Source organism: Mesorhizobium tamadayense (assembly GCF_003863365.1).
GTDB lineage: Bacteria > Pseudomonadota > Alphaproteobacteria > Rhizobiales > Rhizobiaceae > Mesorhizobium > Mesorhizobium tamadayense.
Map to the genome: position 1 here is coordinate 14,355 of NZ_RQXT01000053.1, position 22,333 is coordinate 36,687.

14 protein-coding genes, 1 pseudogene and 1 riboswitch are annotated in these 22,333 nt (G+C 60.0%); of the genes and pseudogenes, 9 read left to right on the forward strand and 6 right to left on the reverse strand.

The features are described from left to right. Window positions 1-208 precede the first annotated feature (208 nt). Complete coding sequence (locus EH240_RS30020; protein ID WP_245436503.1) at window positions 209-1,108, forward strand: MurR/RpiR family transcriptional regulator; 900 nt, start codon at window positions 209-211, stop codon at window positions 1,106-1,108. A 438-nt stretch (window positions 1,109-1,546) separates the two neighbouring features. Here the strand turns inward: EH240_RS30020 and metE are convergent, their stop codons facing one another. The 4 genes from metE to EH240_RS30040 all read right to left on the reverse strand — a co-directional run bounded on the left by metE (window position 1,547) and on the right by EH240_RS30040 (window position 8,248). Then, window positions 1,547-3,916, reverse strand: a complete 2,370-nt coding sequence (metE, locus tag EH240_RS30025; protein ID WP_125005373.1) for a 5-methyltetrahydropteroyltriglutamate--homocysteine S-methyltransferase — start codon at window positions 3,914-3,916, stop codon at window positions 1,547-1,549. Between the two features lie 94 nt (window positions 3,917-4,010). After that, window positions 4,011-4,211: riboswitch (cobalamin riboswitch) on the reverse strand. A 387-nt stretch (window positions 4,212-4,598) separates the two neighbouring features. Then, window positions 4,599-5,591 carry an adenosine kinase gene (locus tag EH240_RS30030; protein WP_125005375.1) on the reverse strand — a complete coding sequence of 331 codons (993 nt, stop codon included), beginning with the start codon at window positions 5,589-5,591 and terminating at the stop codon, window positions 4,599-4,601. Window positions 5,592-5,677: 86 nt separating this feature from the next. Continuing rightward, window positions 5,678-6,853: a methionine adenosyltransferase gene (metK, locus tag EH240_RS30035; protein ID WP_125005377.1), complete on the reverse strand. Its 1,176-nt coding sequence runs from the start codon at window positions 6,851-6,853 to the stop codon at window positions 5,678-5,680. A gap of 57 nt (window positions 6,854-6,910) precedes the next feature. Beyond that, window positions 6,911-8,248, reverse strand: a complete 1,338-nt coding sequence (locus EH240_RS30040; RefSeq protein ID WP_125005379.1) for a serine hydroxymethyltransferase — start codon at window positions 8,246-8,248, stop codon at window positions 6,911-6,913. 1,848 nt (window positions 8,249-10,096) lie between these two features. On the opposite strand from EH240_RS30040, the gene EH240_RS30055 reads away from it, so the two are divergent. From EH240_RS30055 to EH240_RS30085, 7 genes and pseudogenes are all read left to right on the forward strand, one after another. After that, window positions 10,097-12,517: a hypothetical protein gene (locus EH240_RS30055; RefSeq protein WP_425374848.1), complete on the forward strand. Its 2,421-nt coding sequence runs from the start codon at window positions 10,097-10,099 to the stop codon at window positions 12,515-12,517. A gap of 1,520 nt (window positions 12,518-14,037) precedes the next feature. Continuing rightward, window positions 14,038-14,694, forward strand: coding sequence for a host specificity protein (locus tag EH240_RS30060; protein WP_425374849.1), 657 nt, complete (start codon window positions 14,038-14,040; stop codon window positions 14,692-14,694). A gap of 102 nt (window positions 14,695-14,796) precedes the next feature. Continuing rightward, window positions 14,797-15,249, forward strand: a complete 453-nt coding sequence (locus tag EH240_RS30065; RefSeq protein WP_125005381.1) for a hypothetical protein — start codon at window positions 14,797-14,799, stop codon at window positions 15,247-15,249. 158 nt (window positions 15,250-15,407) lie between these two features. Next, window positions 15,408-16,788 (forward strand): annotated as a pseudogene (locus tag EH240_RS30070) (IS1380 family transposase). Between the two features lie 410 nt (window positions 16,789-17,198). After that, window positions 17,199-17,417: a hypothetical protein gene (locus EH240_RS30075; protein ID WP_125005383.1), complete on the forward strand. Its 219-nt coding sequence runs from the start codon at window positions 17,199-17,201 to the stop codon at window positions 17,415-17,417. Beyond that, window positions 17,414-17,647: a hypothetical protein gene (locus EH240_RS30080; RefSeq protein WP_125005385.1), complete on the forward strand. Its 234-nt coding sequence runs from the start codon at window positions 17,414-17,416 to the stop codon at window positions 17,645-17,647. Before EH240_RS30075 ends, EH240_RS30080 begins: the two co-directional genes overlap by 4 nt. A gap of 166 nt (window positions 17,648-17,813) precedes the next feature. Next, a complete protein-coding gene (locus tag EH240_RS30085; RefSeq protein WP_125005387.1) occupies window positions 17,814-19,259 on the forward strand; it encodes an ATP-binding protein in 1,446 nt (481 codons plus the stop codon). A gap of 15 nt (window positions 19,260-19,274) precedes the next feature. Here the strand turns inward: EH240_RS30085 and EH240_RS30090 are convergent, their stop codons facing one another. Next, the gene (locus tag EH240_RS30090) at window positions 19,275-20,300 is read right to left on the reverse strand and encodes an IS1595 family transposase (RefSeq protein WP_125005389.1); all 1,026 of its coding nucleotides are present in this window, start codon (window positions 20,298-20,300) and stop codon (window positions 19,275-19,277) included. A gap of 749 nt (window positions 20,301-21,049) precedes the next feature. Between EH240_RS30090 and EH240_RS30095 the strand changes: the two genes are divergently transcribed. Further along, window positions 21,050-21,352: a DUF982 domain-containing protein gene (locus EH240_RS30095; RefSeq protein WP_125005391.1), complete on the forward strand. Its 303-nt coding sequence runs from the start codon at window positions 21,050-21,052 to the stop codon at window positions 21,350-21,352. A 402-nt stretch (window positions 21,353-21,754) separates the two neighbouring features. On the opposite strand, the gene EH240_RS30100 is transcribed toward EH240_RS30095, so the two are convergent. After that, a complete protein-coding gene (locus EH240_RS30100) occupies window positions 21,755-22,303 on the reverse strand; it encodes a tetratricopeptide repeat protein (protein WP_125005392.1) in 549 nt (182 codons plus the stop codon). Window positions 22,304-22,333 lie beyond the last annotated feature (30 nt).

The window sequence follows — 22,333 nt, forward strand, 5'->3', positions numbered from 1 at the left end:
GTGGCTGAGCGCAAGTCAGCTTCATGTCAGGAAGGACGGCTACGTGCAATTGCCGACCATTGCCGCAATGAATGACCCTTTCGCGCTCGCTCTTGTGCCGAGCGCTCCGAAGGCAGCGGGATCGAAATGAAGTCCATTTGGATTTCAATGAGCCAATTCGGCTCCGACTGTTGCATTGCCGACTTTTCAAGGAGTAGCCGGCAATTAGATGAATGGGGATTTCACAATGGAAAAAGGTCCTTTGGCGCAGCTGTTGGTCGAACGGTTCGAGAATATGCCGCCACAGCTGCGGGTCGCCGCGCGTTTTGTGCTGGATCGTCCCAAGGATGTCGCACTGATGTCGATGCGCGAGCAGGCGCACCAGGCCGGTGTTTCGCACAGCACGATGATGCGGCTGGCGCGATGGCTTGGCCTTGAAGGCTACGAGGACATGCGCAGCCTTTATGCGCGCGCATTGCGTGAGACGATCGCCGGAGAGCCGGCGCGACAGGATATCGGACAGAATGGCGACCCGGGATATTCGACTGCCGGCGTCGTTGCCGACACGCTCGCGGCCCAAATCTCAAGTCTTGGTGGATACGGCAACGCGATGCAATTCATCGCGGCAGCTGGTCTCCTTGTCCGATCTCCCAATCTGTTCGCTCTCGGTTCACGCGCTGCTTATTCGATATCGAGCCACTTCGTTCACGTCATGTCGTTTCTGGCTGGCGCTGACCGCAAGGTGACGCTTGTCGGCGAGATGGCCGGACAGGATCTGGATGCTCTCCAGCACGCGGGACGTGGTGACGTGCTTTTTGCTGTGGCCATGTCGCCTTATGAACGCACGCCGATCGACGTCGCGCGCCAGTCGGCCAGGCAGGGCGTCGGCGTGGTGGCAATCACTGACAGCAGCGTGTCGCCGCTGGTCCGGATCGCCCAGGAAACAATCATTGTTCCGTCAAATTCGCAGTCGTTCTTCCGCAGCATGGCGCCGGCGTTCGCCGCGGTCGAAATCCTGGCCGCGTTGACGGCTGCGCAGTCTGAAACGAATGCCGCAGAACGAGTGGAGCAGTCGGAAGAGCAGCTTGCCGCTTTCGGCATTTATTGGAAGCCCTTCGATAAGACCTGAAGGGTTGCGATCGGGCGAGGGCAGCCAGGCTGTCTGCCGTAGCGATTCCGGAAGTTCAGATTGTGCGCCCGGTAACGCCTACCGAGCCCCGTCAGCCGTAGAAGGCCAATGCCGAGGCGACCGCCGCGCAAATAACGCGGTTAGAACCACAGGCAGCGGAACTCCGAGAGCAGATCCGGCTCGCCTACGTCCGCTCAGCATCCGAGAGCGGTTGTCAGCCGAACATCTGTCTCAATAGTCGCCGGTCAGCCATCTCTTTGCCGGTATCAAGCCCTCCTCGTTCACCACAGCTGAGCGATGCGCACCGATAGCCTGCAGAAGTTTGCAGCCTCGGCATCGACATCGAGCCCTGGAACCTCTGACCGGAGAACTTCGTCAAATTGTTGCTATCCCTGACAAGAACGGCAGAGATGCGGCAGCCGGTAAATCACAACAGAATTAGGAATCAGGAAAGCCTCCGGCTCGCACTTTCTCCCGCAGCGCGCATGCTGCAGCGACCATGTTCATGAGGGCAGGGCGGACCTCGTCCCATTTGCGTGTTTTGAGGCCACAGTCCGGATTTACCCACAATTGGCCGTCAGACAGTCGCTTGCGGGCAAGCATGACGAGGTCCGAGATCTCGTCGACTTCCGGGACCCGTGGCGAGTGAATGTCGTAGACTCCGGGACCGATTTCGTTCGGATATTTGGAGTTCTTGAAGGCGTCTAGCAGTTCCATCTTCGAGCGCGACGTCTCAATCGAAATTACATCCGCATCCATTTCAGCGATCGCGTCGATGATCTCGTTGAATTCTGAATAGCACATGTGAGTATGAATTTGGGTCGCGTCCTTTACACCCGTTGAAGCGAGCCGGAAGCATTCGACAGCCCAATCGAGGTAGACTTTCGAGTCGGACTTGCGCAGTGGCAAGCCTTCGCGAAATGCGGCCTCGTCGATCTGGATCATCCGAGCACCGGCTCTTTCGAGGTCCGTCACGTCATCGCGGATGGCTAGCGCGATCTGGCGGCAGGCCTCGGCGCGGGGTACGTCGTCGCGAACAAAGGACCAGTTGAGAATGGTCACTGGGCCTGTGAGCATGCCCTTCACCGGCTTTTCCGTCAGCGATTGGGCAAATTGCCACCAGCGCACGGTCATCGGATTCGGCCGCGATACGTCGCCGAAGATGATGGGAGGGCGCACATAGCGGGAGCCATAGCTCTGCACCCAGCCATGCTGGGTGCAGGCGAATCCGGACAGCTGCTCGCCGAAATGCTGCACCATGTCGTTTCGTTCGAACTCGCCGTGCACCAGCACGTCCAGCCCGATCTCTTCCTGCCAGCGAATAGCAGCTTCAGTCTCCTTCTTCAGGAAGGTTTCGTAATCGATATAGCTCAGTTCGCCCTTCGCATGAGCGGAGCGCGCCTTGCGCACCTCGGGTGTCTGCGGAAAGGACCCGATGGTCGTCGTCGGGAATGGTGGCAGGCCGAGCGCGCCACCTTGAACTCGCGAACGCTCGGCAAATACGCTCTTTCGTCGCTTCATGCCACCGTCAATGCCGGCGATCCGCCCGTCAACCAGAGGATCATGGACCTTCGTGGACTTTGCGCGCGCGGCGGCCGCCTCGGCAGAAGCTTTCAATGCGCCTGCTGCGCCCTCCCTGCCTTCGGACAAGGCTTGCGCCAGCACGACCAGTTCTTCGGTCTTCTGGTCCGCGAATGCCAGCCACGAACGGACATCCACATCGAGCGCGGTCTCCATCTGCAAATCGATCGGCACATGAATCAGCGAGCAGGAAGGCGCGATCTCGACGCGGTCCAGGGGCCAGCCGGCGACGATCGGCTTGATGCGGTCGAGAATGGCAGGCAGGTTCGCGCGCCAGACGTTGCGGCCATCGATCAAGCCAAGTGAGAGCACCAGATCCTTCGGTGCGAGCCGACCAGCCGTCTCCAACTGCTCGGGAGCGCGCACGAGATCGAGATGCAGGCCCGCCAAGGGCAGAGAAATCGCGGTCTCGAAATTGTCTCCCAGCGGCCCGAAATAGGTAGCCAGCATGATCTTCAACTCGGGCGCGGCTTTCGACAACTGGCCGTAGGTGAAGTCGAACGCAGCTCGTTCGTTGGAGTTAAGATCGAGCACAAGCGCCGGTTCATCGATCTGCACCCAGTCAGCTCCTGCGAGCCTCAGCCTCCGCAGGAGTTGCTCGTAGACAGGCAGCAGCCGTGGCAGAAGCGCTATCGGATTGAAACCTTCGGCCGGTGACTTCGCCAGCTTGAGGAAGGTGACCGGTCCAAGGATGACGGGGCGTGTGTGAATGCCGAGGGCTTTAGCCTCGAGGAAGTGATCAACCGGTTTCGTAGACGAGAGGGCAAATGTCTGATCGTCGGTCAGCTCCGGCACCATGTAGTGATAATTAGTGTCGAACCATTTGGTCATTTCCATCGCTGTTAAGCGGTGGTCTTGAGCCGCATGCTCGTGGCCGGCATGTCCACAACCTGCGGCCTCGCCCTGCTTGCCGCGCGCCATCGCGAAGTAGATGTCGAGTGGGGCTTCGCCGCCCTTCCACGCGTAACGGGACGGCACGGCGCCGACCATGGCGGCGGTGTCTAGCACATGGTCGTAGAGTGAGAAGTCGTTCGACGGGATTTTCGCTACGCCGCGATCGTGCTGCCCCTTCCAGCTAGCGGCACGCAGCGCCTTCGCTGTCGCCAAAAGGTCGGCAGCGGAGGATTTTCCGGACCAGTAGCTTTCAAGCGCGAATTTCAGTTCTCGCCGGCGGCCGATACGCGGCATGCCGAGCATTGCAACAGGAATTTTCTGAGAGATAGTCATGCCATACCCCGATGGTTGGGGCGTGGGGAAAAGGAGGGCGCCAGCAGGCCGGCATGAAGGCCGAGCTGCTGCAGCCGCCGAGACACCCCGCCCGTGGACGCTGTTCGCCGTGGCAGGTCTCCTGGCTCGCGGGTCACAGCCTCTGCCCGTCTTCCCAAGGCTGTTACGCCTCAGTGACATCAATGGGCTTGGCTCGCCGCTAACAGTTGCGGGGGCAGCGCCGGCATCGCACTGGCTTTCCTCTTAGCTCCGTTACGGCAACGCCGCACCGAGAACCACGACACGCACACAATCACAGCAGTTCGCTCTTTTGTCAATATATGGCATAAAGAAATGCTTATGTGTTTATGTGAACACCTTCACCTGCCGTATGTTTCCAAGGTCCTTTATCGTGTCGTCCTGCTGTTGGCACGCAGCCACTTTCCAGTCCACGCAGGCTGTGAGGGCCGCAAAACGCCAATCACATGATTTCGACACTGGACGCTGCGACAAATGTCGGCGGATTAAGGATCGAGAACGCCCGGAGCTTTCCGCAAGTGCGTCAATGTTGCTGGGTCCCGACGACCAGAAACTAGATTGCAATTGCCATCTTTAAAGGACAGGCACGTAATATCTCGATTTGCCGGCGCTTGCCTGGGCCCGCAAAAAGGGGAGGGTGGTAGCATCTGGCCGAATGCCCGCGCTACAGCAATCCCGCCTGCTCGGCCTCGCGGCGCAGATTCTGCCGCGGTCTGGGGCCGATCTGCTGGATCACCAGTCCGGCAGCCAGTGAGCCGAGATCGCCGCAGGTCTTGAGGTCGCGGCCTTGCGTGTAACCATGCAGGAAACCGGCGGCATAAAGGTCACCGGCGCCTGTCGTGTCGACAAGTTCCCGGATCGTCGTCGCCTGGATGATGACCGTCTCGTCGCCGCGCACGATGACCGAGCCCTTTTCCGAGCGCGTCACGGCGGCGATTTTACAGTCCTTGCGGATCTGGGCCAGCGCCTCGTCGAAGGATGCGGTCTGGTAGAGCGATTTGATCTCGTGGCTGTTGGCGAAGACGATATCGACGGTGCCCGAGCGCATCAGGTCGAGGAACTCGTCGCGGTAGCGGTCGACGCAGAACGAGTCCGACAGCGTCATCGACACTTCGCGCCCGGCGTCGTGCGCGAGCCTGGCCGTCTGCCGGATCGCTTCCTTGGCGCGCGGCGGGTCCCACAGATAGCCCTCGAAATAGCTGACTGCGGCGCCCGAGGCCTTGTCTGCCTCGACGTCCTCCGGGCCGAGCTCGATGCAAGCGCCGAGATAGGTGTTCATCGAGCGCTCGCCGTCCGGGGTGACGAAGATCATCGAGCGCGCTGTCGGCGGTTCGCCTTTGAGCGGCCTGGTGTCGAAGGCGACGCCCTGGGCCTGAATGTCATGGGTGTAGATTGCACCGAGCGGGTCGTTCGATACCTTGCCGAAGAAGGCGGCACGGCCGCCGAAGCTGGCGACGCCGGCCGCGGTGTTGCCGGCGCTGCCGCCGGAGGCTTCGATCGCCGGGCCCATGCGGCTGTAGAGCAGTTCGGCGCGCCTGGTGTCGATCAGGTTCATCCCCCCCTTGATGATGCCGTTGGTTTCGAGGAAGGCCTCGTCGCATTGAGCGATGATGTCGACAATGGCATTGCCGATGCAAAGCACGTCATAATCCGGCATCAATGTCTCCGCTCAACAGTCCGCCGACAGGGCGTAGGCCTGGGAAGTTGGGATGGACTTTCCGCATGGCCCTCCGGCGGCGTCCCTCACGCAGCTGCGGGTCCTGCCTCACGCAGCAAGTCGTCAGCTCTGTCCGTCCTTTCCCAGGTGAACTCAGGCTCTTCACGGCCGAAGTGTCCGTATGTCGCCGTCTTGCGGTAAATCGGGCGTAAGAGATCAAGCATCTTGATGATGCCTTTGGGTCGGAGATCAAAAAGCTCAAGAACAAGGCGTTCGATCGTTTTCTCGTCAATCCTTGCGGTTCCGAAGGTGTTGACCATGACGGAAACCGGACTGGCAACGCCAATCGCGTAGGCAAGCTGTACCTCGCAGACCTCCGCAAGTCCGCTGGCAACGATATTCTTCGCGACATACCGGGCGCCATAGGCGGCCGAGCGGTCAACCTTGGACGGGTCCTTGCCCGAAAAGGCGCCGCCGCCGTGACGCCCCGTTCCACCGTAGGAATCGACGATGATCTTGCGTCCAGTGAGGCCGCAGTCGCCGGCAGGCCCACCGACCACGAACCGCCCTGTTGGGTTGACCAGAAATCTGATCCCCGAAGTATCCAGGTGGGTCGGCAGGACCGGTTTTATGATCTCCTCAATGACGCCTTCGCGGACTGTATCTTGGGAGACCGCCTCGTCATGCTGAGTCGACAGGACTATGGTGTCCAGCGCCACCGGGCGGAGACCCTCGTAGCGCACGGACACTTGAGATTTAACGTCCGGACGCAGCCAGCCAAGCTGTCCCGTTTTCCGGACCTCTGCCTGTCTTTTCGTCAAACGGTGGGCGAGTTGGATCGGCAAGGGCATCAATGTATCCGTCTCGCTGCATGCGTACCCGAACATGAGGCCCTGATCCCCCGCCCCCTGCTCGAGATCCTGCCCTCGTCCTTCATCAACGCCCTGGCTTATGTCGGGCGACTGCTCGGTGAGAGCCAGAACGACGGCGCAGCGCCGACCATCAAAGCCGGTGGCATCGTCGTCGTAGCCGATATCGAGTATCGTATCGCGGGCGACTTGGCTGTAATCGATCTGCGCATGAGTGGTGATCTCGCCAGCCAGAACCACCATCCCTGTCTTCACCAACGTTTCACAGGCGACGCGCGCCTTCGGATCGGTGCGGAGAACCGCGTCAAGGATGGCGTCTGAGATATTGTCTGCCATCTTATCGGGGTGTCCCGCGCCGACGGATTCAGAAGAGAACACGAACTGCCTGGTCATAAAATGCCCTCGCTTCAAGTGGTGGAGTTGGGTGGGGAGTTTCTGGATTCGGGTGGCCTACGGGTCGGGGATGCCGGGGACCTCGAACGCAGTGCAGAAGTCGGCGACCTCTCTTCGTACGCTCGCATGAACTTCCTGGTCATCGGGCTGGCGGCAGACGGAGTCGATGAAATCGGCGATCTGCACCATCTCCGTCTCGCGCATGCCCATGGACGTCACCGCTGGCGTCCCTAAGCGGATGCCGCTTGTGAGCGCCGGATGCCGCCGGTCACCCGGCACCATATTGAAATTGGTGATGATGCCTGCCTTGGCCAGGCGCTCGGCATAGGCTTTGCCTGACAGCGGCCGGGCCCGCAGATCAAGGATCAGCATGTGATTGTCAGTCCCGCCGGTGACCAGGTCATAACCTCGCTCCAGAAGCGCCTGGGCCAGCGCCTTGGCGTTCCTGACAATCTGGTGACCGTAGGTGCGGAAAGAGGGGGTCGCGGCTTCGTGCAAAGCAACAGCTAGCGCGGCGATGATATTCACATGGGGCCCGCCTTGTAGTTGAGGAAAGACCGCGCGATCTATACGTTTGGCGAGATTGTGTTTGCTCATCGGATGATAGAGTGGCTGATAACGGTCTTCATTCCTTGACAAAATGAAGCCACCGCGAGGGCCGCGGATCGACTTGTGAGACGTGCTGGTGACGACGTCGCAGTGGGGCACGGGATTTGGGTGCGCGCCTGCGACAATCAGGCCGCTGATGTGCGCGATGTCAGCCACCAAATACGAGTTCACCTCCGCAGCAATTTCGGCCATTGCCGCGTAGTCAAAAATACGTGGATAAGCAGTTCCGCCGACCCAAATCAGCTTCGGGCGTTCCCGCTTGGCGGTCTCGCGCAAGCGGTCATAGTCAATTTGCTGCGTCTTTTCGTGCAGCCTGTACGGGATTCGCTGATAGTCGGTGCCGGAGAAGTTGACTGCCCAACCGTGGGTCAGATGGCCGCCTTCGGGTAAAGGCAAGCCCATGACTTTGTCACGGGGGCTCAAAAGCGCGCGATAGACAGCCTGATTGGCCGGGGAGCCGGAATATGGCTGGACGTTAGCGTGTTCACAGCCGAATAGCGCTTTCAAGCGCTCGACAGCGACGTTTTCAAGCTCATCGACGATCTCGTTTCCGGCGTAGTAGCGCGCACCGGGGTATCCCTCCGCGTACTTGTTGGTGAAAATCGACCCGGTCGCTTCCAACACCGCAGAGGAGGCAAAGTTCTCGGAGGCGATAAGTTTGAGAGTTGTCCGCTCCTGGCGTTCCTGTCTTAGAAGCAGTTCGTGAACGCGGCAATCGACCGCGACCAGGCTAGCCTGTCTGTTGGTGTCGGGCCGCGCGATGGAGACGTCAACGGAGTTCTTCATGGTAGTCGCGCTCCAGTTGGTTTGATCTGTTCCACGATCAAGCAGCAGCCCCCTTCGACCACCAGTACCGCCTCGAGCCGCTCCAGGTCCCGCTTATGATACCCATCGTCGTGGGGAAGGAGATCGACCAGGAATTGAACCAACCCTCCATCCTTGCCCCCCGCATCGAGATGATATGAGGGCCAAGGACGTTGTCCGTTCCCGCAAAGAAAGTCGGCTCTGGCCAGCATCCGGACGTGTCGGACGACGTGCTCGCGACGCAGACCCAGAATCTCTGCTAGCTCGCAGACAGTTAGGTCCGCATGCGCGCAAACACCGAGGATTCGGAGATGATCAATATGCGCTGCCGTCCTTAGGCGACTGACCAGTGTCATCATTGGTCAGTATAAGCCAGATAGAAAAAAATTGGCGTCTGTCCTGCCGACTTTGTCATCTGGAAGTCTCCGATACACGTTTCGAACAAGATAACTTAATGTATATAGCCAACATGACGCGAAAAATATTGGAATAGCAACATATTATCATTGTATACTATTCAGTATAGTAACAATTCTTCTTGTGATGCCTTTAAAAACTGCGGCCGTAGAAGAGTGTACGGCGATGCGGTTTTTACCCACTGACCTCTAGGTTGCGATTAGTGTACCATCCCCAGTGGTTTGGAGTTGCTAAGTGTCTATGAATTTCTTTTAAAGATCTGTTGCAATGCCTGCACGCGCATTGGCGAGGTCCGAGCAGGGGTAAGACAGGCGCACAAATCGACACGCACCCGTCACCGCCGGCTTGGATCGCCGTCTCAGCATTCAGGAGTGCAGCTTGAGGCGTCGGCTGAATCCGTTCAGGCGCGACTCGCTTTGGGCCGGCATCAGGCGCGAGCAGGAACCAGGAAGGGGAGGCCAGTTCCCCGAGTACGTTCGACGGCTGTGCAGGAAGCAGCACCGCACACCTCGATAACAGGGCCGCCGAGTATTCCCACCATGCCGCTGCGAAAGCGGGAGCGGGCGATGCAGAGCTTCCGTTCCCCGGCAAGCCCGCAGCGCTTCGTCTCGATCATCTCAACTTTTGCAATCTCGTCGTCCCAGCCCGCTCAAACCGTCAGCGTTCCAGATCCGTCTCGATCGTCTCAACGCTATCGCCGAACGGAAAGGCGCGACCCGAGCCCTCGGCTGATATCTTGTCAGCGCTCCTGTCGCCGCCAACCTCGGATCAACGTGACAGCGCCCCGCGCAAGCCCAGGCGGCCCGATGCGGCCTTCGCCGGCCGCTGTAGGCCACAGCCTGAATTCATAAATGGCCAACGCTTAAGCTAGGTCGGATTTTCTTTTGTGCATCCGGGAGAAGGCCTTCGTCAGCCAATCGTCAGCCAGGCCGTCTATCCGAGACCTGCCGCGCCTAACGCGCCTGAACTCAATGCGAAACATGGAAGTCCGAATCGCCATGTATGGTGGACTTGGCGGCTCGTCCGATATGCACTGCCCGCCTGGCGAAGCTGACGAAACGTTTCCGTCCGCTGCCGCCGAGCAAACGGGTGCAGGAAGCCAAAAGTTTGCGGACATATCTGCTCGGATGCACTTAGCCGGGTCAGGTTTTCCAGCCGCCGCTCATCTTCGCGTAAGGGGACGAAGAGCAGTTCCGGTGAAGACCAAACCTCAAATCTGCCTCTGCAAAACTGAGGACAGCGAGAGCAGTGATGCCAGAGCGCACCATGTTCCCGCAGATACTCGTACGACGATGACTTTATGTGACCAGACGGCGATTGCGCTTATACGCCAAAGGCCTAGGGACGACAGATGAGCGACATCAACCCACAACATCATAGGCAGCGCATTGTCGCCTATATCGGAGATGGAATATGACGGGCATTGGCCGACCAGGGAGATCGCGCACAGGGGGTGCTGGAGCCGACAGCGCGAGGGGAGCAAGCAGTTCGCGCTCGGAATCAAGTCTTGCCCCCGGGGAAGGCAGTCAGTCGTTCGATTCGGTCGTGGAACAGATGCGCTCTGGGCCTCACGATAGAGGGACGTCCTCCGCTCGCACTGCGCGCGGTGACGATGATGACCTTGGCGACAGGTCTTCCGGTGCCCCCGTTGGCGGGCATCGAATCCTGCGCGCTGCACCACGTGCAGTCACTGCGCGGCGGCGCGGTTTTCCCTCGGTGCCAGAAGATAGAGCCGCCGGCCCGGTCGACAGCCAGCCGTCAACTTCGGCTGTGGCAATCCCCATTTCCTTGACAGACGAGGAAATCAACGCAGCAAAGCGACGAATGGACGGCCTGCTTGAGGAACTTGATGCTTGCCGTAATGCGGCCAAGCGAGCTCGGAACTCTGAGGAGGCGCAGGAGCTGATCGATCGGGTCGTCAATGCAAGCTCAACAGTTCTGGACTGCCGCGCGAGCCTGCCTCCGGCTGTGGCGCGTAGTATGCTGTCCGACGATCAGGCGCGTCGACTCCGCGACGATGCGCTCATGGCGGCGGATGAATGCAACGCATTAGGCTACGCGACTATCTCCCACTTGGAACAGCGCAGGAAGAGTGCGGCCACCGTGCTCGACCGAACGCTCAAGTCCAACGCTACCCCCGTCCAGCTCAGCCGAGTGGTTTCCGCTGTGGCGGAGCACCATGTGGCCTGCATGGAATGGTGGGAAAAGAAGGCAAGGCGCTGCGAACGGATGCGGTCCGTCTGCGCTGCCACTGCTAACTTACCAAGTACAACGGCCGAGATGCGGCAGGACGAAGAGGCCGCACTGCGGCTGCACACGGGCTGGGCACTCAATACGAAGGTCATCCATCTGGAATCGCGGGTCGCTCTCGCGCAGGTCAAGATTGAGCCGCAGGCGAGCACGTTCGAACCAGCCGTGAGGGAAATCCTTATGGGTGAGAACGGGCGGGCGCGTCTGCTGGGGACCTTCGTCGGCGACATTTTTCCGGCATTCCTCTCGACGTCAGACGCTGTTCTGCGCAGCAAAGGGCGCCCACTCGACGCACAGCACTGCGCCGTTCTCGAAGGAGTCATGGAACGGCTTTCGGAATTTGCGTTGGGGTCGCACGACATGCTTGCCAAGCTAAGCGATGACCGAACAGGTGCCGACCACCCGTTGGAACTGTTGGGCCAGATCGTGGACGACGCGTGGATCACTGCGCACGAGGTCATGCACCTCCTGGCATTGCAGTCGAATACGCCCGCCATCATCGCATCGCCGGTCGATGCTGGCGCTGCGATACCGGCCCACATTGCCGGCAAGACTGTGGTGGCCGAAGGACGCATGAATGGGAAGGGCAACCGCAAGCCGCCCGCTGGCGCCGGGAGTTCGGCCGCCGGGCGGCCGGAGCCGCAAGTCGTAGCGGGCGACAGCGAAACAGCGCCAGCAGCCAAAGTTCTCGTGCGCTCGGATCTAGGTACGAAGAAGCTCGTGAGCGCGAAGGAGGCGCATGCGAGTGCATCGTCGGCGGCGGCACACTTGGCGATCTGGCAGGCCCCGGCGTCGACGGAGGCCCTGATGCGAGGACTCACGCGGCTGGACCAACTTTTGCAGTTCGATCTGGCCGATCAGCAGAGGACCGTCTCGCAAGCGCGCCAGATGAAACCCGAGGACGCCGACCACGCCGTGAACACCGTGGTCGAGCGCCTGCAGACGCAGACTGCCGAGATACAGGCCTGTCTGGCCGCGTTGGAGGAGCCTCGTCGACGCGGCCTATTCAAGCCTGCGCAACTGATCGAAGTGCATGACAAAACAGTCCGGCTCAAGGTCATGTTGTCCGAGGCGCGGGGACTGGCCAAGGCTTTGAACGAGGGAAGGGCCACTACTACGATCGAGTGCATGAAGACCTACGCCTTTCCGTCGCAGAAGTACCTTGAACACTTGCGGGAGGCCAAGGAGTTGACGCCTGCGGATCTACCGCGCGCGTTGAAGGGCGAGCCAGGGACGCTGTTCGAGATTAGGCTGCAGCCCAAGGCGCTTCGCAATGGTGCAATGCCGAGTCCGATGTGGGTGCACATCCATACGAAGCGGCCGGTACTTGCGGGGCAGTTGGCGACGCTGGATGATGCCCACTTCGCCGCTTGCCACGTGAAGTCCAATGATCAACGCGGCCATAACCGGCAGTGGCAGGACGCCCGGGCTGCGATCGGTCAAGAGAACGTCGTGATCCACCGCGGCAAGCTTACCCCTGCTTTCTGTAAGTCCTTGTTGACCACAGTGCTTGGCGGTCACTCACGCCATCCCCTTGCCGAAGCGGCGCACCGGTCGACGCAGGCTGCTCGATACGGGATGTAGTGGGGGGCATCAGTCAGTTGAGTGCGCTCGCCCCCATTCGCCCGCCGCCGAGATCGATGAAGATCGTCGGGCAAGAACGCCGAGCAGGCGCAACTGATCTGCTTTATAGGCTTCGGCGCATCGGTACTCGCTAAGGATCCGAGCTTGGGTGGGAGGGGCTGGATTGCTGCGGCTCGGCTGACGCGGGGGTAGGGTGATGGAATCGGCACGGGGCTGTTTCCGGCGCGGATGTCAAAGGGGATGCGTGAGGTCGCCCCCGTCGCCAGGATCACCCTCGATCCGGTGATCGCACGCACCCGGCTGCTGTAGCCGCACGCCCGCACCTCGCCGGCGACTCGCCCGCAACGAGCTGCCGGCGAATTCGATCTCGCCATACTGTCGGGATCGCGCGTATCGCTCGACGGGGTTGCGTCTTCACGGTCGCGCGCTCGATCGATCTCTTGAAACCGGGCGTGCTCGCGGCTTTCGTGACGTGTTCCTGCACCATGGACAAGATCGACAGCCGAGCGCGCGAGCATATCGCCAGTTCGGCCGATCTCGTCACCCCGCCATTCGACTGTCCGAATGCAGCTTCCGGGACTGATGCCGGTACCGACGTCATGGCCGACATTCTCTTCTTCGCAAGAGAACGTCCGGCCAGAACGAGACGTAACCTGGCTCGACATCGACGCGTTTCGCTCCACCGTTGGCGATGGCGCGATCGTGTGTGAACCGCCGGTTCCTGCATCATCCTGGCCTCTTGCTCGGCAGGCGTGCAACCACGTCAGGACCGTTGGGCGAAGTCTATATCTACATGGCAAACCGCGAGTCGACCACGGCACGCGCTTTGCGAGGTGACGCCTGCTTCCGGAAGCTATCTATGACGGTGAACCTATACGATCCATCTCGCTGCCGAGCACGATGATGACAGCGTGGGCGAGGGCCTTTCTGAAAGCGCCGGTATTCCATGGGGACAGCTACTTGATCGGCAACGCCCGTGGCGTTGATGAAGATGGTCGAAGCGGCGCCGTAGCCATCACAGTGCGTAAGGGCCGCGGCGCCGCCGACATTTCCCGACCAGCGCGCCCGCATCGTCCGCAAGCTGATTCCTATTCGCGATGCGGTGTGTAAGATTCTGGCGGCTTAGGAATTGGACCGGTCCTAGAGGACGCGCAGGTCAAGCTGCACGTCGCCCACCGCAACGATTTTACCTGAGGTCAGCTTACCGTCAGCGTGGTCGAGTATCTCTTCGAGAGCGACCTGACCAGCTTTAAACTCATTGTCGAAAAGACTGACGTTGAAAAGAGAAAGGAATCGCCATGTACAGTCGAATCAGTGACTCATCCACAAGCACGAGCCAAGCTGACGAAACGATGCAGCCAATTGACAGCCATCGCTTTGGGCAAACACTTGAACGTGTGGCCCCGAGTTTGGAACCGCCCGATGCTCAGGCTAGTTCGTCTTCAGCCCCAACAGGGCCGTACGCGTTAGTTTCCCAGCCTCCTATCGTCGAGATCGACAGGTCTTCGTTCGGTAGGGAAATGAGGAATTTTTACGGCGGTGAAATCAAACACATTGCCGACAATCCGCAAGAGTACTCGGATTTCGTGTCCTCAAAGGCCGAGCGCACGGCAACGGTTGCAAGGCTCTACGGTGGCACCCATGGTGATACGGATGAGGCGCGATATTTCAGTTATCAACTAGGCGATACAAGCGTTGGGCTCTTAAGAACAGAAAGCGGCTTTAGCATCAAAAGACAACCGTGGCGGCAACAGTTTCCCGAGCAAAAACACGTTACATCCGTCGTTGACCTTCGTGTTACTCATCCACTCGTGGAGAACGCAGGCGATATTCTACTTGAACATCAACTTCGGCTCGACGGCGATCGGCCGTTGGTCATGTCACGACCTGCTCTGCCTGAAATGGAGGCCCGCCTAGATCAGATGGGCTTTGCTCATGTGGGTGACAATCGGTGGGTGCTTGACCCTGCCCAGCATCCCGAAAAGTGGACGAAGAATAGTGACGGTGAATGGCAGCGGGCAGACAAACCTGCTCTATATCTCTCCAAAGCCGAGGGCCGCGATACCGATAGCGAAGCAAGTATTCAAGAGAATTCCAGTGAAGAAAGCTTTGAGACAGACTCGTCCGACGATGACCCATCTTGGTATTTCGAACGTCTTAATTTAGACCGAGGATAGGCTGACATAGAGTCGCAATAGAGAGAGCATCTATAGGTGGTAGCCTCCTCGTTCTCGGGTGCTTCTGGGTGAAGATTGAAGCCGATGCGGGGGGGCGCGACCATGGCCGGCGCCAAGTTCTTCAACGCAGCCATGGTCGACAAACCTGCAGCCGACTTCATGCGCTGGCGAACACTCGAAGCTGAGCATGGGCCCGACACGTTGTTTAATGGGCCTTCCTTAGCGAAGCCCTGGAACGGCATGGTCAACCCGATCGCGTCCGCGTGGATCGATGGCGCATTGCGCAGCAGGGATGCGCGTCAGCGCGATAACACTTCTCGCTTCCTTGCAGCGAGGCTGATGAACAAGCCGTTTCGCCTTGCCCGGTCGAGAAGGCTCTTGACCGGAATCAGGGCCATTTTCTTCCTCCGCGCGGTGCATTTCATACCGCAGCATTATTGTGGCCACCAGCGTGGACCGACCATTTGGCGCTGGCACCAGAGACAGCTACTTCCTTCGCAGCGGCCCCGGGCTGATACCACTGCAGAAGCGAACGGCACCAATCGATGGAGATGAATTCTCCTGTGCAGGCCTCCGCAAGCACACGAGCAGCAAATCATCCCGCCGCTAGCCCGAATATCTCACATAGTTGAGGTGCATCGGGGCTCCGAATCAGGGAAAATGCTTCTGCGACAAAGACTTACCCTAGGCAGAGGAGGCAGAGGTGTTCCCCGATGCAAACAGAGTGTAGCGCAGAACGGTTTGATTTTGGAGCTGTTGAAAAGCGCGCCGTTGTGGCCGGTTTCGACGGCGGGACGATCACGTCGGATGCCCGGCGGGCAATTGCTGGGGCTGACGGACCGGGCGATCGGACTGGTCGACCGCTTTGCCCGCTGCTTCGTGGATGCCCGCAATCCGGGCCTGATCGAGCATGCGGTGAAGACGTTGGTTGCGCAGCGGGTCTTCGCTCTTGCGCTCGGCTATGAGGATATCAACGACCACGATGAACTGCGCCACGATCCGGTGCTGTCTCTGCTGGCCGGCAAGCTCAAGGCACGGCGTCACAAGAAATGTGCCGCCGTCGCCGGCAAGTCGACGCTCAACCGGCTGGAACTGAGCCGGCCGCAGCCCTCGCGCTATCACAGGATCAGCCATGATCCGGCGGCGATCGAGAGGCTGTTGGTCGACTTGTTCCTTGGAGCGCACGCGGTACCGCCCGAAGAAGTGGTGCTGGATCTGGACGCCACCGACGATCCCCTGCACGGCAATCAGGAGGGACGATTCTTCCACGGCTATTACGGCCACTACTGCTACCTGCCGCTCTACGTCTTCTGCGGCAATCACTTGTTATGCGCCAAGCTGCGGCCTGCCAATATCGACGCCGCCGCCGGCTCGGTTCAGGAGATCGAGCGCATCGTGCGCCAACTGCGCGGCCGCTGGCCAAAGGTCCGCATCGTGCTGCGCGCCGATTCCGGCTTCGCCCGTGAGGACCTGATGGCTTGGTGCGAGACCAACGCCGTGGACTATCTGTTCGGCCTGGCCCGCAATGTGCGGCTGGTCCGGCACATCGGGGCCGAACTGGAGCAGGCCAGAGGCGAGAGTTCCCTCACCAGCCGGCCGGCGCGCCGCTTCAAGGACTTCCTGTGGACCACCCGCAAGAGCTGGAGCTGCCGGCGCCGGGTCGTGGCCAAGGCGGAGTGGACGCAAGGCGAGGCCAATCCGCGCTTCGTCGTCACCTCGCTTGACGCCAAAGCCTGGCCGGCCCGCAGCCTCTATGAGGACTTCTACTGTGCCCGCGGCGAGATGGAGAACCGCATTAAGGAATGCCAGCTCGACCTGTTCGCCGACCGCACCTCGGCGGCCACCATGCGCGCCAACCAGCTCAGGATCTGGTTCGCCTCAATGGCCTATGTGCTGATCTGCGCGCTGCGCCGCATCGGCCTGGCCAACACAAGGCTCGCCAGAGCGAGCTGCGCCACCATCCGCCTCAAGCTGTTCAAGATCGGCGCGCTCGTCAGCATCTCGGTGCGCCGCATCAAGCTGGCCATGAACTCCGCCTGCCCGTTCCAGCGCGAATGGGCTCTCACATATGCCAGGCTCGCGGCAGCCGCCTGAGCGCCCCATCCACCCTTCCCCTCAACAGCAACGACATCGCCCAACCACAACAACCGCTCCGCGCGGCCATGGCTCTTGCCTGCAACGCACCCGCTCACAAAAGCGCCGCAACAGACCCACGCCGAAAGACAGTGTGAGATATCCGGCTAGTGGCTTTCGTTTGACGATGCGTCGATCCGCGACCTGTGCGAAACATCGCCAAACCTGCTCCTCGTGCAGACAGCGAAACTTTTGCCGTACCGATAACGCACGGCGTGGAGGTCAGCACCGGCCTGGCTTGGCCGCCGCAGCCAAGCGGAGTCGCGTCCCGAGAAGGCCGGAAAATGCGGCATTAGGTTAGCAAAAACCACCAGATCTCCTGAGCGAGCTGATCTACCCTGTCTCAAGTCGGAATATGAGACAGGGCGGGCATGAGCGTCGCGTATGAGTTGAAACTGAAACGAGCCGAATTGACCAACAGGCTCGAGGAACTGGCGAAGCTGCGAGCCGAGGTCCGCGAGCAGGTCAGTTGCATTGACAAGGTAATTGCCATCTACGAACCCGGTTACGAGCCGACGGCAGCCAGGGCGCGCCGTCCAGGCCGAACCGCCGGGATTTCAGATGAGGTAAAGGCTTCGATGGGGGCGTGAACCAGCGCCAGGTCGTGCTTCGGATTCTCCATGACGCGGCAAGCCCGGTTTCAACATCCGAATGCGCCGCGCAGTTCTCACGGGCGGTCGGCTTGGGCAACGAGGCGGGTATCGTTGACCAGGTGTCGCGCAAGCTGTCGGCTGTCTTGACGCAGCTCACGAAAGCCGGGCGCGTGAGGCACGTCGGCAAGACAGCGAACAGGCAATTCCTCTGGGAAATTGCCGCCTAGACGCTGCGAGTTGTCTGGCCAAGTTTGGGGGGCTATCCCAGGGTCGGGCACATTGGCCTGCTGGCAGCCCTCAACACAAAGCGCCGCAGAGATGGTCGATTGCACGGCTGGACATCTTTATAATCCAGATTATAATAATCGTGATTATAAAGTGGAGCTTGCTGCCATGGACCATTTTATTGGGAGGGAAAGGGAGCTACGGCTGCTCGAACGCGAACTCGACAAGCGTTCCGCGTCGCTCGTTATCGCCTATGGCCGCCGCCGGATCGGCAAGTCAAGGCTCCTGCGCCAGGCAGCCGCCAACCGGAACGAAATCTATTTCCAGGCAACGCGTGTTTCCTCCGTCCTGAACATGGAACAGTTCAAGCTCGAGGTAGCCCGGGTTCTCGGTCCATCACCCGTCCTGGCGTCGCTCGACAGCTGGGAAGGAATTTTCCACTTCGTGGCCGACGTAGCCAAGGCCAAACCCGGGACTGTGGTCACGATCGACGAGTTCCCGTACCTTGTCGACCAGGACAGTGCGTTGCCGTCGGTCATCCAGCGGTTCTGGGACTCCGAGGTAGCACGCGCGGGAAACCTCAAGGTCATCCTGTGCGGTTCTGCCGTCGCTCAGATGGAGGATCTGCTGGCGGAAAAGAATCCACTGTACGGCCGCATGACCTTGCGGCTCGAGGTGCGGCAGCTGCCGCTGCGGGACCTCGCTGGATTCTTTCCGGAGTACGGCGCGGAGCAACTCATCGAGACCTACGCCATCTTCGGCGGCGTGCCGCATTACCTGACGCTCTGCGACCCGCATGCAAGCCTGCGTGACAACGTCATCAACCTGCTTCTTACAGAGACCGGGACCCTGATCGACGAGCCTAACACCCTCCTACAGAGCGAGCTTCGGGAACCGGGAATCTATGCAAGCATCGTGGCCGCGATCTCGGAAGGACTTCATTCCGCCGGAGACATCGCGACGCGGTTGCAGATGCCAACCACCGCTGTCGGCCAGTATCTCGACAGGCTCGAGCGGCTCCACCTCGTGAGTGGCGTCCGGTCGCTCGACGCGGCGGAGAAGACGCGGAACAAACGCGTCGTCTTGACTGATCGGCTTATGGGCTTCTGGCACAGGTTCGTGAGGCCAAACCTGACGGCGATCAACGGCGGTTACGGCGCGGAAACCTACGACCAGTACATCCAGAGACGTTTCCCCGAATATATGGGAGGCGCTTTCGAGGGCATCTGCCTCGACTACGCCCGCCTTCATCTCGCCGAGGTCTTGGGCAGTCCGGCCCGCGAAGTCGGCAGCATCTGGGGCCATGCCGACTTCGACATAGATGTCGCAGGCCGCCTCCTCGACGAGACGTTCTTCTATGGCGAATGCAAGTGGCGCTCGGTGAAGATCGATATAGGAATGCTGGATCTGTTGAGAAAGAGATCGGAGACGACTTCCTACGGAAGGGACAAGCCAGGAAAGCAGTACCTGCTATTCAGCCGCAACGGCTGCAAGCCTAAAGTCGCCGAACTTGCCAGGACCGACGCTTCCGTCCACATCATCGGACCCGAGGATCTGACATCTGCGCCAACGCCAGATCTGGCGGATCGTCCTGCGAGGTCGATTAAGCCTTGAGCTGACGCAATCGAGTTACGCTTCCCAAATTATATCTGGAGGCTTGTTACCCTGCCAGTAGCCACAGAGGAAGCGCGAGGTCGGCCGCGACAGCGCGGTGCGCAGGACGCTGAACGTCTGGCTTCGGTTGCCATGGTACCGCGTGTCCTCGCGCCAGGCGAGCTCGGCGACGTACCAGTCGAAGTACTTGAGCGAGAAGCGGTGGTGGATGCCGACATAGGCTCGCTGCACGCGCGAGAAGAAGCTTTCGATCTGGTTGGTGTTGGTCCCATCCTCGGTCTGGTAGGCCTTGGAGTGGTTGACCCGCTGCATCCTGTTGAGGCCGACGATGTCGTTGTAGCTGGCATGCTCGTCGGCGATCACCGTAGCCGAGCGCGAGACGTGGTCGCGCACGGCCGCCCACGCCGCGTCGCCGTCCTCGTCGCGGATCACGCGCGTGAAAGTCCGGCCGCCGAGGCCGCGCTCCCTGATCGCCAGCGCACACAGCCGCTTCATGTTCTGGAATTTCTTCAGGCGGCGGTCGACCCGGTCTTCCGCCTTGTTCTCGGGACGGATGTGGCCGCCGGCGTACTTGCCGTCGATCTCGACCTCGCCCTCGAGCACCATGTCATCCCGGCGCCAGGCGATGGCCTCGCGCAGCTTCATGAGGAGCACCCAGGCGGTCTTGTAGTGCACGCCGATCTCGCGGGAGAGGTGAAGCGCCGCCTTGCCCTTGACCGAGTTCACCGAGAACCAGATGGCCATCAGCATCTTTCTGAAGCTCAGCTTCCGTGATGCGAAGACCGTTCCGGAGGTGACGGTGAAGACCGCCTTGCAGACTCTGTCATAGCACTTGAAGCGGCCGCGGCTCATCGCGTGGCAGCGCAGCGTGCCACACTTCGGACAGTACGGTTCTCCGTCGGTCTCGGGCCAGCGCATCTTCCTGAACCAGCCATGGGCGGTCTCCTCGCGGACCTTGGCGAGGTCTATGACGGTCAGCGTCCGGCATTCTGGCGACAGCAGGAAATGCTGCCCTTTCGGTTGTTGTCTGGACTTCGCCACGGCTCAGTCCCTCCTCGGCTTGGAAGGCGGCTGGGCCGCGTATTTCCAAGCCTCCGGACGGAGTCGGGACGTGCAGCACCGCGGCAGCAGGCTGCGCGGCGGTCATGGCGATGGCGAAGAGATTGGTCATGTCAGGCTCCGGGTTGCAGGCATACAGGCTCCGCGGCGGCTACTGGGCCACCGAGAGATCAATTCTGTATGTGCGCGGTCCCGAACATCATGGGCGGGCTCATACCTGGAAGGTGCCAGGGAGTCGATCGAGTATTCGTTCGATGGTTAATACCGCCGCTGTCGGAAGAAAGTCACTCGGCTCTGCCGGATGGATCGCGCGTTTACACCGCGGTTAGGATAGCCACGAAGACATTCGTGCCCGTCGGATTGCCATCATGGCTCACGAGCCGAGTTGCCATCAAGTGTTCAGGATCATCTTGGCAGCGTCAAGTGCTGTCCTGAGCGAATATTAGGCTGAAGAATCAGTCGGATAAGTCCCTTTTAGTGGTCTTTGCTACATAATGCCGGGAAAATGTATCAAACCTTTCGTTCGCAATGGCCGGAACGTTGTAGATGCATCACCCGGTGAGCCTGTTCTTGCAGCAGTATTTTAGGGTTCGGCCTGTGGCTGCCGGGGATGACGCGGCTACATTTCTCTTGAAAGCGTCATCGCCCTGACAACACATTTTGCAACGGTCGGCGGGTGTCGTTGAGGCACTAGTCTATAGTCTAGCTGTTCAGCAGGTCGGGAGAATAGAATGAACTCTGAGGTTTTCAGCAGCCCGCTTTTCGTGAGACGTGCAGCGTACATCGTGCAAGAGATTGCCAGTCTTGCGGACGCTATCGATTTCCTCAATCAATGGCCACAAGATCGCCGAGACCTGATCCACGAAGCCGCCCTCAAGGCGTGTTACGATGTATACGATGGGCGAAAACCTGTAAGTGCAGCGCATAACGCTTTTTCCGGCTTTGCAAAACGGGCCGCCATTTTGGAGGATGCAACCTCCGCGATGCAGTGGCTTGCTGCCTGCAAGTCCGGCACCGGAAAAGTACAAATCTAAGCGTCGGCGACGCTGGCTGGCGTTGGCTGCGCCGAGGCGGGCAATGTGTCGAGATTTCACGCCGAGCGACGCGTTCCAACTTCCCGCACGCTGATGGTCCCCGTCATGCCTCTCGGGGCTCGATGGCCAATTCGGGGGCCGGCCGAGCCGCGAACTTGACGATGTCGACGTCGCCACATCCACCATCCATGAATTCGATCTCTAGCATGGAGCCGGCTTACTCAGCCGTCCTTGCTCTCCGGGATCCTGTTGCAAGCGGGGGCAAGGGAGACTGTGCGTCTGCTGGGCTTCACCGCGCTGCCAATTCATCAGTTGCTAACCGCGCTCTTGCCACCTTGGCTCTTCGCGGCTGCCGGAGATTTGCGATTCCGTTCTGGCATGCGCATGCCAGTCTGTGCACAGCTATCGCGATCGTGCCAACGCACTCCGTTCGGACGTCGCGTCAAACGCAAGCGACAGGTTTAGATTGTGGCGCAACATCTGATTTCCTGGCTCTGTTTCGAGAGCTTGCCGATATAGCACTCGTGCCGCGTCATGCCGCCCCTCAATGTCCAGGATAACCGCCTTCGCATTCAATGCACGCAAATCGCCCGGGACAGCAACTAAGACGCTGTCGAGTACCTGAAGCGCTTCATGCGGGCGTTTCCTTGATACCAAGGTCTTCGTAAGACGGATCGCCGCATCGACATTGTCCGGATGCTGCTTCAGATCATCCCGCAAGGCCCGCTCTTGAGCATCCTGACCGACAGCGTGCAAAATGCGTTCGCGCATAGCCGGATCGATTTGATTGGCGCCCAACAATTCTGGGGGCGACGTCTCCTTCACTGAAAGAACTGGCTTATTCCAGCTAGCGCAACCGCCGAGAGGCAAAATGGCGAGTACTGTGAAGAGAAGTGAGTTCAGGCCAAATGAGAATAACGGCGGAGCGACTGTATATTCATGTGAATTCATGCTTCGTTCTCGGCTATCATGGAGTGGCGT